Source organism: Enterococcus sp. AZ170 (assembly GCF_050545135.1).
Lineage (GTDB): Bacteria > Bacillota > Bacilli > Lactobacillales > Enterococcaceae > Enterococcus_L > Enterococcus_L ureilyticus.
Genome location: NZ_CP172947.1, coordinates 1748250 through 1761986 on the forward strand (window position 1 = coordinate 1748250; position 13737 = coordinate 1761986).

The following is a 13737-nucleotide window of genomic DNA, read 5'->3' on the forward strand; positions in this document are numbered from 1 at the left end:
AATCCTCCTTAATATAAAAAAACATTAAATAGTTCAATTTCTTCTCTTTACCCAAAATTCTTCCAATTAGAATGGGGCTCAAATAAGTAACGTTGATAAGTTTGCGCATATTTTGAAAAAGAGACCGGATAAATTTCTAGTGCTGCTAACATTTCTGAAAACCATAATGGATAAGCGCCCATTGCTTTGACTTCCATTAAAATATCGATTTCTGGTGCTACTCGTTCTCCTTGATCATCTATTGTACAAGTCAATCTATCTTGTCGATAACGGATATTAAAATCAAACGTGATTCGAAAATCTTCATTCTCTAAATCAAATAAGGCCCGCCTATCATACGCAATCATTACTTTTGGTTTTAATCTTTTTCGTGCAAACAACCAATCGATTTCCTGCTTGATTTGTTGTTCTTTAGCTGTTTGCAATTTAAATGAATATGGTTTTTGAACGTAATTTTGAGCCGCTTCATATGTTAGTGCTACTCTTCTTTTATAAACAACACCACTGATTTTCTTTTTTATTTCAAGAAAAACAGTGGATTCTTCTTTTGGAATCCCGTAACTTCTAATTCTAAACTTTTCTTTGTAAACTGGTTTTGTTATAGAGTTACGAATCATTTGATAGTCTTCCGTGTCGAAATAAATTGAAATTATCGTATGTAGCCCGTGCTCATCTTCTTGCAGATAAGGATCTATTTTTTCTCTTAATTGCTGATATATTCTATTCGTCAATATATATTTTTTTTCTTTTCTGTGAAAACTATTTTTTAGTTTAACCATTGTAATTCCTCCTTTAACTAAATTCATTGTATAAGAACAAACATAAATGAAGCTTAAAGTAAAAAAAATCATTTTATTGCATTTACAGCAATAAAATGATTTAATCGTCTATTTCTTAATTAAATGATTTGGAAACAGGTGTATATAGTTTGTTTTGATCTTTTGTGACTGCCTTCATCCTTATGTGCTTTTTATATGTGTTGATTCCAATAGCGATCGTAATAGTGTAGGAAATTGTCCTATTTGTAAAGGTGACAATTGAAGTTCTTTAAGTAGCTTAAACGACTAGTGTCCGCTCATTACTGAAATTTTCATATTTTTTATTTAAAGCAATATCTTCTAATGTTTCTACTAATGTGTACACTTCTTGATAAGTGTTATATAAAGCAATTGGAGCTAAGCGAATCACATTCGGTTCTCGAAAATCTGGGATGATATTTGCTTGTTTTAGTGCTTTACAAATTCTATATGCTTCTTCGTGTTCCAAACAAACATGACCACCACGTCTATTATCTTCTCGTGGGTTTCCTACTGCGTAGCCATATTTGGCAAGTTTTTCATCAATCAAATACATGAGGTACGCTGTAATAGATAACGATTTATTACGAATTTTATCCATCCCAACTTCATTAAAGATTGTTAAAGTTCCTTCCAGTGGAGCCATTGCCAAGAAACTTGGGGAGCCAATTTGCCAGCCGCTTGCATCTCTTTGATGGTCAAATTGATGGTTCAACTCAAATTGAGTATCATCCTTGTTCCCCCACCAACCTGCTAATCCTGGTATTTCTTTGAAATGTTTCTGATTCATGTAAAGACCAGCTATTGAGCCTGGTCCTGCTGATAAATATTTGTACGTACACCAGACAGCAAAATCAGGATCAATCTCTTTAAAATCCATCGGTATTGCGCCTATAGCATGGCATAAGTCCCAACCAATTAGAATTCCTCTTTGATGAGCAGCATCCGTCACTCGTTTCATATCCAATAGTTGAGAACTACGATATAAGACCGTTGGCAAAAGAATGATCGCTACATCATCAGTCATCGCTTCAATCACTGCGGATTCATCAATCAAGCGTCCATCCGCACTTTCCACCACTTTTACAGCGTCTTTGGGATCAAATCCTCGCAATTTTACTTGGCTATCGATAGCATAACGATCTGTAGGGAAATTTAAATCATCAACTAAAATTTTGTACCGCTCTTTTGTAGGTTTGTATAATGTACTGATACATTGATGAATATTGATCGTTGTGCTACCTGTGATCACTACTTCTTCGGGATACGCATTGATCAACGGTGCTGACATTTCACCTAATTTACCAGCATAATGGAACAATCCATCCCATAATTTAATGCCTTCTTTTTTCCAAATGTTCATCATGTTAAGTAAGGCTTCTTCAGCGTCTTTAGAAGCCAAGCCTAGTGAATTACCGTCCATATAGATTTCACCTGGCTGAACATAAAAACGATCTCTGATGCTTCTAAGCGGATCTTTCTTATCCATTTCCGTTGCAAACGCATGATCTGTCTGAAATACTCTTTCCATTATTTGTCACCTTCCAAGTTTTTATTTAAAAGAAGCATATCTAAAAACATGCTACTCTTTCGTGAATAATTTAATTACGATAAAACATTTTCATTATTCAATTTAACAAATCCAACTACTGCTAATAATGCAATGACACCAATACCACTAAGTAAATAGGTACTATTTTGCCATGATTGATCTCCTTCACTTAGTTTTGTAACAATCGGTGTTCCGACAAAAATGCCAACATAATAAAACAAGTTGATAAAAGAAACGCTTGCTCCAATCAAGCGGTCTTGTTTTACCACTTTTGGGGCCAAAATCATCACACAGGAAGAAGACAAACTAGCTCCCGCCGAAAGTGCAAAGAGTTGCATAATAAATGTCACGTTACTTGACAAGTACCCCATCCAAAAGGTTGCGGCTAACATTAACAGAAAAGAACAAAAGATCATTACCTGCCCTTTTTTGGTTCTATCAATCAAATAGCCTGCTAAAGCACCAAAAGGAATGCCAAATAGACCAAAATAGCCAGTGTAGCTATTTGCTAACGATTCTGATAAACCATATTGTTGCCTATATATCTGCGGATAAAGATTGATAAAAGCAAATAGTATAAAAGCCATACAACCTTGAGCAAGAGCTAACAACCAAATCGATTTATTCTCTATCGCCTTTTTAAATGAGCCTGACATTCTTTTTTGCTCAACAATAGATTGATTCTTTGGTTCATCTAATAGAAAGAAAAACAAACACAACAAAAGAACTGACAAACCTGCAATAAGAAACCAAAGTGAACGTAACCCATAGGCTTGTACGAGAGGTTTAAACAAGTTCATCGCTAGCATTGAGCCTAAAGCAGAAAATGTCCCCCAAAGTCCTGTGGGAATACCGCTATTACTTTCTTGAAACCAAAAATGAATGAAGACGATACCCACCATGATAATCATTGAAAAGGAAATCTCTTCGAGCGCTCTTGAAAGCAACAATGAGCAAAACCTAGTTGAAATTGCCCCCCAGATATTCCCAATTGCTAAACAGCCCATCAATCCGATTAGTAATTTTTTGGGACCAAAACGTGTGACTAAAGCGCCACCTGGAACAGCTAGAAAAATCCCGGAAACTGTAAAAATCGACATTAACAACGAAACTGTCGATAGACTTACACCTAATTCTGATCCCAATTCATTTTGGATCGGCACTAATTTCAATTGACTTAAAGAAACAAGCACACCACCTGCATACAGCAATAAAAACTTTAACCACCTGTTTCTCACCATAAAAAATGCTCCTTTGGTAGTCTTTTTAGATAAAAAAACATCTATTCACTAATAAATAACTAAATCCTCTTGAGATAAATTAATGATAACGAATTTTTTTGTTACTTGTATATAAAATTATGAATCAAATGGAAGCATTCGCTTTAAGATTCAGAAAAAGTATGTCATTTTTTTTAACAATATGAAACGCCATTCTCTAAATTAGCCATTTTGACTTTGTAATGATAAAACGGTCAATACCTCTATTTTTTTATGGAAAGCCATCCATTTATCCTCTATAATAAACATATCAAATGGTTTCAAGTGGAAAATAAAGGAGGTAGACTATTGGACAAAACTGACCGTAAACTTTTAGAAATCTTACATGAAAATTCACGAATTTCAATTGTTGAATTGTCTCAAAAAGTCAATTTGAGTCGCCCAAGTGTAAAGGAACGAATCAACAAATTAATTGAAAAAGGCATCATTACAAATTTTACGATTCAAATATCCAGCGAACAGTTCAAAGAGAATATTACTTTTTTCACTGAATTGAGCCAGGTTAGACTTCCCGTCGAAAAAACGTTAAATTTATTGAGAAGTAGTCCTTACGTTAATGAAGTATATATCGTCAGTGGTGAGGTTAATTATTTAGTGAAAGCAACAGTGAGTAATACTACTGAGATGAAAGATGTACTTGCAAAATGGATGCAATTTTCAAACATTAAAAGTTCAATTGTTTTAGAAACTGCGATAGATAACCAACTGAATCTTGATCTAATTGGCTTTTGAGAAATAACAGTTTCTTTCTTTAATTAAATAGCACATTAATTTGTGAAAATAATCACTTTAAAGCTGAAAAAAAGAGCCGATATAACATCAGCTCTTTTCTTATGATTCTTCATCTAATCAACAAATTCAAATTCATACTCACCAATTCGAACAATATCGCCATCTTTCGCTCCACGAGCTCGTAAAGCTTCATCGATACCCATACCGCGTAATTGACGAGCAAAACGCATAACACTTTCATCGTGTTCAAAATTCGTCATTTGGAACAGTTTTTCTAATGATTCTCCAGATAATATCCAAGTTGCATCAGAATCTCGATCAATCGTAAATTCTGGTCCTTCTGGTTGGAATCCATAATGAACTGTATCTTCTATTATTTCTTCCTCATATAATGGAAATTCTGGTGTTACATCAATTAAATCGGCAGTTGCATTAAGTAATGGTTCAATCCCTTTACGCGACACACCAGAAATTGGAAAAATCGGCAAATGATCTGCGTACTCATCAGTCCGTTCTTTTTCAATTTGCGCTTTAAATTTCTTTAAATTCTCTTCCGCTTCTGGCATGTCCATTTTATTTGCTACAATGATTTGGGGACGTTCCATTAAACGCATGTTATGAGATGCTAGTTCCTTATTGATAGCAAGATAATCTTCATAAGGATCGCGGCCTTCCATCCCACTCATATCAATCACATGTAAAATAACTCTGGTACGCTCAATATGACGTAAAAACTGTGTTCCAAGTCCAACACCTTGAGATGCGCCTTCAATCAATCCAGGTAAATCAGCTGCTGCAAAACTTCGTCCGTCACTAGTTGATACCATGCCAAGGTTAGGAACTAATGTCGTAAAATGATAGGCACCAATTTTAGGTCTAGCAGAAGAGATAACAGATAGTAAAGTCGATTTTCCAACAGAAGGGAAACCAACTAAACCAACATCAGCTAGCACTTTTAATTCTAATTCAATTTTTCTTTCTTGACCGGGTTCGCCATTTTCTGCGATTTCAGGAGCTGGATTTTTAGCAGAAGCAAAACGAATATTCCCGCGTCCACCGCGTCCACCTTTGGCTACAGTCAATGTTTGACCATTTTCAATCAAATCTCCGATCAGCGTCCCTGTTTCAGCATCCCGAACGGTTGTACCTGGTGGAACTTTTACAAAGGTATTTTCTGAGCCGCGGCCGTGCATGCCTTTACTCATCCCATTTTCACCAGGTTGTGCTTTAAAATGACGATTAAAACGAAAATCCATCAATGTACGTAATCCTTCTTCTACAACAAGAATCACGTCTCCTCCTTGACCACCATCTCCTCCGGCCGGTCCGCCGTCGGGTACATATTTTTCTCTACGAAAGGCAACCATTCCATCTCCGCCTTTACCAGCTTTGACATCGATTGTTACCTGATCTAAAAACATGGACATCTTTTGTCCTCCTATCTTAAAGACAATGACTAACGTGTTTCGTTTCCAAACATAAAAAGAAGCGATTCGATCTCATCATTGCTTTTGTTTACATTATTTACTGCTCTTTCACTTTTTAATACTGCGATTTCATTGAAAGCCTTTCTTATTGTAAAGGTTAAAGCTGAATTTGTCTAGCCAAACTCGTTTTTATGAACGAGAATCGATAGTCGTTAGAGCTATGACAACAGCACTACTACTTAGCTATCTCGAGCAATCATCCATGTCATCATGAAAAACAGAAATCACTACATTAAATGATTCATATCGTGTAACTGACTCGCTGATAAAACGATTCTCCTTCTGCAATAACTTGTTAATTGGTCTGAAGTACCTCTACAATTTGAACTCTATTCATAGCCCCGACTCCATTACTTATAAGAAGACAAGATTTTTGACAAAAGTTTGAAAAGCGTTCATGCTATAAGTATAGCGTATTTCATCGTTTTTTTAAACAAACGATTCGATGATGCTGCTCATTTTTTATTACCCAACAATAAGCTTGATTAAGCTTATTATGTATCTAATTTAAGGAGGAAATTTAGTATGACAGTAAAAGTAGGAATCAATGGATTTGGCCGGATTGGTCGTTTAGCTTTTCGTCGCATCAAAGAAGTCTCTGATGATATTGAAGTTGTCGCAATCAATGATTTGACTAGCCCGACCATGTTGGCACAATTATTACAGTTTGACTCGACACATGGTACGTATCCTGGAAAAGTTACCGCGACAGATCATTCAATCGTCGTTGATGGTCAAGAAACTAAAGTGTATGCCGAAGCTGATGCAAGTAAGTTGAAATGGGTCGAAGAAAATGGCGTCGATATTGTTTTAGAGTGTACTGGTTTTTACACGTCAGAAGCTAAAGCTCAAGCGCATATCGATGCTGGAGCAAAGCGAGTTGTAATTTCAGCTCCAGCTGGTGATATGAAAACCATTGTCTATAATGTCAACGATGACACGTTAACATCAGAAGATAAGATCATCTCTGCAGGCTCATGTACAACAAACTGTTTAGCTCCTATGGCTTATTTCTTAAATAATGAATTCGGTATCGAGGTTGGTACCATGACAACCGTTCATGCCTACACCTCTACTCAAATGTTATTAGATGGACCAGTTAAAGGCGGCAATTTACGAGCTGCTCGTTCAGCCGCAGACAATACGATTCCACATTCAACAGGTGCTGCCAAGGCAATTGGCTTAGTTATTCCTGAATTGAATGGAAAATTGCAAGGACATGCGCAACGAGTGCCAGTCGTTGATGGCTCTTTAACAGAATTGGTATCGATTTTAAAAACAAAGGTTACTGCAGATCAAGTAAATGAAGCAATCAAAAAGCATACCATTGATAATCCTTCATTCGGCTATGACGATCGTGAAATCGTCTCTGGCGATGTAATCGGCACAACAGAAGGCTCAATTTTTGACCCAACTCAAACTGAAGTTACGACTTCTGGGGATTATCAATTGGTTAAAACTGTTGCATGGTATGACAATGAGTATGGTTTCACCTGCCAAATGATTCGTTTACTGGAAAAATTTGCTAATTTGTAATATCTGGCATTTTTACATTTAAAGAACAACACAACAAGCTTTTCACGAATGTACAGGTCTTCGTGAAAAGCTTGTTTTATATTGAATCTTCATTTAAAGTCATTAAGCATGTTCCGCAATATATTTCACTAATTCCTCTGTCTCCTCCCAACCTAAACATGGATCGGTAATCGACTTGCCGAATATTTTCCCATCCGCTTCTTGACGACCGCTTTCAAGGAAACTTTCGATCATAAATCCTCGCACCCAATTTTTCATATCAGTATTCCAAGTCCGATTGATTAAGGTTTCTTGGACGATCCTGATTTGTTCGGTATGCTTTTTACCAGAATTGTCATGATTTGTGTCGACGACAATAAAAGGATTTTGATACTTACCCGCTTTATAAAGATCAACTACTTTTACTAAATCTTCATAATGATAATTTGGAATATTCTCACCATATTCATTTAAGCCACCTCTTAATACAACGTGTGCTAAAGGATTTGAACTTGATTCGACTTCAAGACCATTAAAAATAAATTCTTGTTTCTGTTGTGCAGCATACAAAGAATTAAATAAGACCTTCAAATTCCCACTGGTCGGATTTTTCAACCCTGTTGGTTGGTCAATCCCGCTTGCGACAAAACGATGCTGTTGATCCTCAACAGAGCGTGCACCAACAGCGATATAACTCACTAAATCTTGTACAAATTCTAAATTTTCAGGATAAAGCATTTCATCAGCAGTTGTTAAACCAGTTTCACTAATAACACGGTTATGCAAACTACGAACTGCTGCGATTCCTTTGATCAGATTACTTTTTCCTTCGGGATTTTGTTGGTGTAATAAACCTTTGTAGCCGTCGCCATTTGTTCTTGGTTTATTGGTATAGATTCGTGGTACCATAAAGATTTTATCTTGGACTTTTTCTTGTAATTTAGCGAGTCGAGTGACATACTCCATTACAGCTTCTTCGTTGTGAGCAGAACAAGGCCCAATTATTAGCAAGATTTTTTTACTTTTTCCTTCAATGATTTCTTTTAATTCTTGATCTCTAATTGCTTTTAATTGTTCTTGTTCAGGTGTTAATTTAGATAGTGCTTTTACTTGTTCAAAATTGATTGGTTCACTCAATGCTTTAAAACTCATACGATAACTTCCCTTCATTTTATCTGACACTCAAACAATAAAAGACTGATCTAGTAAATAAAAAAGGCCTCGTCTTTTCCATTTCTGAAAAAGGACGAGACCGATCGATCCGTGTTACCACCTTTGTTTACAATTCGTTTGCACTCATTGACTTATCAGGTACAAAATTATACCCTGGCACAATAACGGGTGCACTTAGCCGTCACAGCCTACTTGATTCGGTGTGAAGTTCAAAGAGGAATTCGGATAGCTTAGGATCATGCGCCTCTCAACAACCGGCTACTTTCTGTTCACCTGTACTATCTTACTAGTTCTTATCAAAACTTTTATTGTTTATTGAAGTCATTGTAAGAGATTCTTTCATAATTGTCAATCTTTTTCAGAAAGAAAGTCACTGAGAAAAAGTTTAACGATTTTTATCTAAGTGACACTTCAATTGGATCAGCATCATGTCATAGGTAATTTTATTATAGAACTATCCAGGATTTAAAGCGCTGATGCCACCTCGTCAGTTGATTGATTCTTTTTCTTTTGTTGGCACTCTTGGCAAATACCATGAAAAGTGAGACGGTGATCCTTTACTAAAAAATGATAGCGTTGCTCCACCACTTCTTCCACTTCTCCTAGCAAATCTTCTTCCACCTCTTCGATGTTCCCACATTCTAAACATAACAGATGGTGATGGAAGTGTTTTGCTCCTTCTTTGCGCAAGTCATAACGAGCTAATCCATCATTAAAACTTACTTTGTCAACGACTTTTAAGTCAGTTAAAATTTCAAGTGTACGATAAACAGTTGCTAAACCAATCTCTGGACTTTTTTGTTTTACTAAAAAGTAAATTTCTTCGGCTGATAAATGATCTTTCTCATTTTCAAGCAATACCAAAACAGTTGCTTCTCGTTGAGGCGTTAGTTTGAAACCAGATTCATGCAATTGTTGTTTTGTTTTTTTTAAAGCAGCAGTAGAATCCATAAATGCAGCCCCTTATTTATAATTATTTTAATCTAGATTTGAATTTCTATAGCACTAAATTATAATAAGTATAAAATAACTCGAATATTTTTGCAAGTGATTCTCAATTAGAATGAAAGATCTATTCTTTTTCTTGTTGTTCTTCTTTTAAAATTGTAAATCCTGCTTCTTGAATAATTTTTCCTTGTTTCAATAAATTACCGATTGCACGTTTGAATTGAGCTTTGCTGATCCCAAAAGTTTGTTTGATCTCTTCTGGATTTGATTTATCTGTAAATGGAATCTTATGCTCAGCAGAGCGTTCTAAGAATGTCAAAATCATTGCAGCATCATCACTAATTGCTTCGTAGCCACGAGGTTTTAAAGAGATATTCACAATACCATCAGGACGTACACCAATCACTCGACCATTGACGCGTTCACCTAATCGAGGTTCTTGATAACGTTCTGAAGGGTGAATAAATGCAATATAAAAGTCATCGGTCAAAACAAATGAACCGATCATCTTTAAGCGATACACGATACCACTGATATTTTCATTTTTCAGCTCTTCTGTTCCTGGTTTTGCCATCGCCTTAAAAATCTTCTCATCGGCTAGTTCTCCCCAAATTCGTTCCTTATTATCAACTTTTAAGGAAACCATCAGCTGGTCGCCTTTTTTAGGCCATAATTCACGCATTACAGGCAGTTCATCTAAAGAGACAACAACATCCTTATCTTTTAATCCAATGTCCACAAAGGCACCTAAATCGCGCCTAGTGCCTGTGACTGTTCCAAACGCATATTGCCCGACTCGAGCAGTTGGAATATTTGTTGTCATTTCAGGTTCTTGTTTTTGGTTCATATAACCAAAGCCTTCTACAGCTTCCCCAATTTCATGCGTTCCTTCTTCCTTAGATAAACGCAAAGTAATCCCATTTTTTTGTAAAAAGTAATGGGTCTCATTTTCATCGATCACTAATGCTGTAAAAATATTCGCTAATAGTTCGTTCATACTATTCTCCTTCTGGCACTTAGCCTAAAAAAATCCGTAATACGGCAATTGTAATGATTCCTACTACAACTGTTTTCATTAAATCTTTTGTACGAATAGCAACAAGTAAAGTAGGAATACAACTTAACGCTTCTAACGTTTTCACTTTAGGAAAGCCTGTCGCCTGAACTTCTAAAATACTCTGAAATAAGAGTGCCGTCAAGATACAAATTGGAATATAAGATAAAAATCGAAGAAACCAATCTGGGAAATCCACACGTTTTGAAATTAGAAAAGGAAGTATCCTCGGTATCCAAGTGACGATCGAACAACCTAAAATTGTTAATAATACATAATTGCTACTCATGATGATTCACCATCCCAACTGTACAACCTAAAAGAGTTGCAAATAAAACGGATAGTTCTGGCGAAAGAAAACCCATTAATAAATAAAGTGATACGCAAACTGTGCCTAAAACGATCAACGTTTCTTTCGTATATTTCTTTATTGGTCCATCTACTTGCAAAACAAATAGTCCAGCAAACATTGCCACCAAAGCAAAATCTAATCCCAATAAATAAGGGTCAGGAATCCATGTACCTAAAACTCCACCAACGATTGTTGAAATAATCCAAGCTAAATAAGCCGTTATATTCAATCCATGCGTCCAAGCTGAACTGACTCGATGTTCGTTACTCAAAGCCCCCATCAGAACACCATATGATTCATCTGTCAATAGTGTACCAATACCAATGCTAGTAATCAGCGGCTCTTTTTTAAAATAGGACGCAACAGACATACTCATTAAGAAATGCCGTAAATTGACTAAAAATGTTGTAAAGATAATAGCTGAAATCGGTGAATGAATCACAAGCATACCACAGATTATAAATTGTGCTCCGCCAGCATAAACCAAAATCGACATTAACGCTATTTCTAAAACCGATAATCCGACGTTTTTACCAACTACACCTGCTGCAATCCCGATGCCCAAATAACCTAAAATGGTTGGTATACAAGCATAGACACCTTCCTTAAACGTTAGATATTCTTTTTTTTCCATACTGTTCTCCTTGCTTCTAAAATCAATCGTCATCGATTTTTCCTTTTATATGCAGTGGAAGAAAAACGAGGGTGAAACAAAAGGAAAAAACACTTTTGTCCCAACCTCACTTTTATTTTCACAAAAATTAAATACTATCTTCCAGCATTTCTTGAAGCATTACCTTTAAACCAACCCGTTTTGGCATTGATCGTCACAAGATATTGATTATCAGCTCCATAGAGATTGTAATAACCTTCACCATTGATGATTCTTGCTGGTTGTAACGAGTAGGCTCCGGCTGTTATATAGCCTCGTTCGATACACGTAGCAATTACTTTCTCCTGAACACCAGGTGCCCAACTCCAAGCAGGATTGCTCAGATCACTGACATCGTTGGCATCCACCGAATAAACTGGAGCCGTATAAACTCCTTGTGCATTAGGAGCAGAAAAAGTATCTGAATCTGGTTGAACACCTGCTGTTGTTTGTGTATTATTTTCTAGATTATCAGAAACTGCTGGTGTTTGCTCTGGCACAACTTGTTGCGTTGGAATAGATGCAGCCTCTGCATCGGCCAATAATTTATCTGCCTTAACTAAAACATCATTCAAGGGCTTCCGTAATTCTACGTTTTTAACTTGATCTACTTCATTTTTTGCCGTTGTATAATTTTCTCTTGTCAAAGCTTCTGTCAATCCATTATCCTTATAAAAAACATCGACCGCTGCTTTCGCTTTTTGTAATTGATCATACTGGCTCACAGCTTGATCAGTCGCTTGATTTAATAATGTATCAAACGCATCTTGCTCTTCACGCTTGGCAAGATCAATTTTTTTGTCTGCTTTGATTGTTGCATCTTTTAGCTTGCTACCATCAATGATTGGCTGAGTAAATAGTTCATTTACTTTTGTGATCGCTGCTTGTTTATCAATGACTTTATTATATGTTTCCTCTAATGCCTTATAATTAGACGTTTCTTTTAATGTATCTAAATTTTCTTTGATCGTTTTTGTGCTAACACTTACCATTTCGGGTTTTAAAAACAATTGTTTATCATCGGTAAAATAGCTATTTAACTCTTTTTCGGTTTGTATTACTAATTTGTCTTTGTTTTGTGTTACCTGCCCTTGGTCAGCAGATTTGTTCTGCATTTGATTATACGCAAACCATGAACCTCCGGCTAAGACAACAGCTGCCGCTAAAACAATAGAAAGTTTCTTATAATTGTTCGTTACGGCTGTAGTAACAGCCTTATTTTTGCTTTCTTCTTGTGTTTTATTTGTCTCGGTTTGCTTTTCAAATTGATCTTTTATGGTATTAGACACTTCAGGTTCTTTAAAGAAAATAGGTGCCGCATCCATCTCGATTTCCTCGGGCTTTTTACTTTTTGATGGAATCTCCGCTTGTTTATTCGGTAATGCTTTCGGACCAATCGGTGTTGTTACACCAGTTTCTGCAGGCTTAGTGAATTTTGTGATTTCATCTTTTGGTCTATCTTTTCTTATTTGTTCTGACTTTTCATTCGTTGAGCCATTCGTCTCATTTTCTAGTTCATTTGATTTCACTTCATCTTGTCCTGTATGATTTGATTCTGACGGCTCATCGATTTTAACCAATTGATCACTTGCTAATTCGTTATTAGATTCTTTATTTGTTCGCACTGGGCTGTCTGATTGCTCGTTTTTATGTTCATTGATATATTGATTCAGTGCTGCAGTATTTTCCAGTTCTTCTTTTTTTGAGATCACTGGGCTTGTTTCTTCTTTTGTAGAGGATGACTCCTTTGTGTTTTGTCTAGTATTTTCCTCTGGCGTTTCTGTTTTAGTTTCTGCTATTCCTTCTGTTGCTTTTTCTTCTGTTTTCTCTTCATTGAACATCGTCATTACATGACCGATGCTCATATCTTTCAATTCAGACCATTCGATATTTTCATTTTGTTCTTTATTTAGAAAACTAGAAGTCTCTGCTTTTTTGTCTTGTTTCTGTTGTGTCTGCTCTTCATTAAATGAGTAACCACATTCAGAGCAAGTTTCTGCTTGATTATCTATTTCGGTGCCGCAATTCGGACATTGTTTCGTCATTCATTCCGCCTCACATTCTACTGATTCCTAAATCTAATCTACCATAAAATCTTGTTTCTTCCAATATGTACTTTCTAACTTTTTTGTTACGATTGTTAAAAACAGCCCTTTCCGAAAGAAATCGAAAAGAGCTGTTCAAATTTTAAGAAA

12 protein-coding genes and 1 other annotated feature are annotated in these 13737 nt (G+C 36.0%); of the genes, 2 read left to right on the forward strand and 10 right to left on the reverse strand.

The features are described from left to right. Positions 1-47: 47 nt before the first annotated feature. The 3 genes from IGJ55_RS08475 to IGJ55_RS08485 all read right to left on the reverse strand — a co-directional run bounded on the left by IGJ55_RS08475 (position 48) and on the right by IGJ55_RS08485 (position 3590). Positions 48-779, reverse strand: coding sequence for a polyphosphate polymerase domain-containing protein (locus tag IGJ55_RS08475; RefSeq protein WP_429949782.1), 732 nt, complete (start codon positions 777-779; stop codon positions 48-50). Positions 780-1056: 277 nt separating this feature from the next. Beyond that, positions 1057-2328, reverse strand: a complete 1272-nt coding sequence (gene kynU / locus IGJ55_RS08480; protein WP_429949780.1) for a kynureninase — start codon at positions 2326-2328, stop codon at positions 1057-1059. Positions 2329-2402: 74 nt separating this feature from the next. After that, positions 2403-3590 carry an MFS transporter gene (locus IGJ55_RS08485; protein WP_430608097.1) on the reverse strand — a complete coding sequence of 396 codons (1188 nt, stop codon included), beginning with the start codon at positions 3588-3590 and terminating at the stop codon, positions 2403-2405. Between the two features lie 327 nt (positions 3591-3917). Between IGJ55_RS08485 and IGJ55_RS08490 the strand changes: the two genes are divergently transcribed. Next, entirely contained in the window at positions 3918-4361 is a 444-nt protein-coding gene (locus IGJ55_RS08490; RefSeq protein WP_069641424.1) for an Lrp/AsnC family transcriptional regulator, read from the forward strand. 113 nt (positions 4362-4474) lie between these two features. On the opposite strand, the gene obgE is transcribed toward IGJ55_RS08490, so the two are convergent. Next, the gene (obgE, locus tag IGJ55_RS08495; protein WP_069640678.1) at positions 4475-5788 is read right to left on the reverse strand and encodes a GTPase ObgE; all 1314 of its coding nucleotides are present in this window, start codon (positions 5786-5788) and stop codon (positions 4475-4477) included. Positions 5789-6373: 585 nt separating this feature from the next. Here obgE and gap point away from each other — a divergent pair. After that, complete coding sequence (gene gap, locus IGJ55_RS08500; protein WP_069640679.1) at positions 6374-7384, forward strand: type I glyceraldehyde-3-phosphate dehydrogenase; 1011 nt, start codon at positions 6374-6376, stop codon at positions 7382-7384. A 102-nt stretch (positions 7385-7486) separates the two neighbouring features. Here the strand turns inward: gap and IGJ55_RS08505 are convergent, their stop codons facing one another. The 6 genes from IGJ55_RS08505 to IGJ55_RS08530 form a co-directional block, all read right to left on the reverse strand. Continuing rightward, positions 7487-8515, reverse strand: a complete 1029-nt coding sequence (locus IGJ55_RS08505; RefSeq protein ID WP_069640680.1) for a 3-deoxy-7-phosphoheptulonate synthase — start codon at positions 8513-8515, stop codon at positions 7487-7489. 87 nt (positions 8516-8602) lie between these two features. After that, positions 8603-8845, reverse strand: a binding site (T-box leader). A 156-nt stretch (positions 8846-9001) separates the two neighbouring features. Continuing rightward, positions 9002-9487, reverse strand: coding sequence for a Fur family transcriptional regulator (locus tag IGJ55_RS08510; RefSeq protein ID WP_069640681.1), 486 nt, complete (start codon positions 9485-9487; stop codon positions 9002-9004). A gap of 121 nt (positions 9488-9608) precedes the next feature. Further along, a complete protein-coding gene (locus IGJ55_RS08515; RefSeq protein ID WP_429949774.1) occupies positions 9609-10481 on the reverse strand; it encodes a CvfB family protein in 873 nt (290 codons plus the stop codon). Between the two features lie 19 nt (positions 10482-10500). Continuing rightward, positions 10501-10827 (reverse strand): AzlD domain-containing protein, encoded by a 327-nt coding sequence (locus IGJ55_RS08520; protein WP_069640683.1) that lies wholly within the window; start codon positions 10825-10827, stop codon positions 10501-10503. Next, a complete protein-coding gene (locus IGJ55_RS08525) occupies positions 10820-11524 on the reverse strand; it encodes an AzlC family ABC transporter permease (RefSeq protein ID WP_069640684.1) in 705 nt (234 codons plus the stop codon). Before IGJ55_RS08525 ends, IGJ55_RS08520 begins: the two co-directional genes overlap by 8 nt. 134 nt (positions 11525-11658) lie before the next feature. Beyond that, a complete protein-coding gene (locus IGJ55_RS08530; protein ID WP_430606149.1) occupies positions 11659-13587 on the reverse strand; it encodes a cell division site-positioning protein MapZ family protein in 1929 nt (642 codons plus the stop codon). Positions 13588-13737: the final 150 nt, after the last annotated feature.

Coding starts and splice junctions, on each gene's coding strand:
- IGJ55_RS08525 (WP_069640684.1), bottom strand. CDS start 11,524: ATGGAAAAAAAAGAATATCTAACGTTTAAGGAAGGTGTCTATGCTTGT.
- IGJ55_RS08520 (WP_069640683.1), bottom strand. CDS start 10,827: ATGAGTAGCAATTATGTATTATTAACAATTTTAGGTTGTTCGATCGTC.
- IGJ55_RS08515 (WP_429949774.1), bottom strand. CDS start 10,481: ATGAACGAACTATTAGCGAATATTTTTACAGCATTAGTGATCGATGAA.
- IGJ55_RS08530 (WP_430606149.1), bottom strand. CDS start 13,587: ATGACGAAACAATGTCCGAATTGCGGCACCGAAATAGATAATCAAGCA.
- kynU (WP_429949780.1), bottom strand. CDS start 2,328: ATGGAAAGAGTATTTCAGACAGATCATGCGTTTGCAACGGAAATGGAT.
- IGJ55_RS08505 (WP_069640680.1), bottom strand. CDS start 8,515: ATGAGTTTTAAAGCATTGAGTGAACCAATCAATTTTGAACAAGTAAAA.
- gap (WP_069640679.1), top strand. CDS start 6,374: ATGACAGTAAAAGTAGGAATCAATGGATTTGGCCGGATTGGTCGTTTA.
- IGJ55_RS08475 (WP_429949782.1), bottom strand. CDS start 779: ATGGTTAAACTAAAAAATAGTTTTCACAGAAAAGAAAAAAAATATATA.
- IGJ55_RS08485 (WP_430608097.1), bottom strand. CDS start 3,590: ATGGTGAGAAACAGGTGGTTAAAGTTTTTATTGCTGTATGCAGGTGGT.
- IGJ55_RS08510 (WP_069640681.1), bottom strand. CDS start 9,487: ATGGATTCTACTGCTGCTTTAAAAAAAACAAAACAACAATTGCATGAA.
- obgE (WP_069640678.1), bottom strand. CDS start 5,788: ATGTCCATGTTTTTAGATCAGGTAACAATCGATGTCAAAGCTGGTAAA.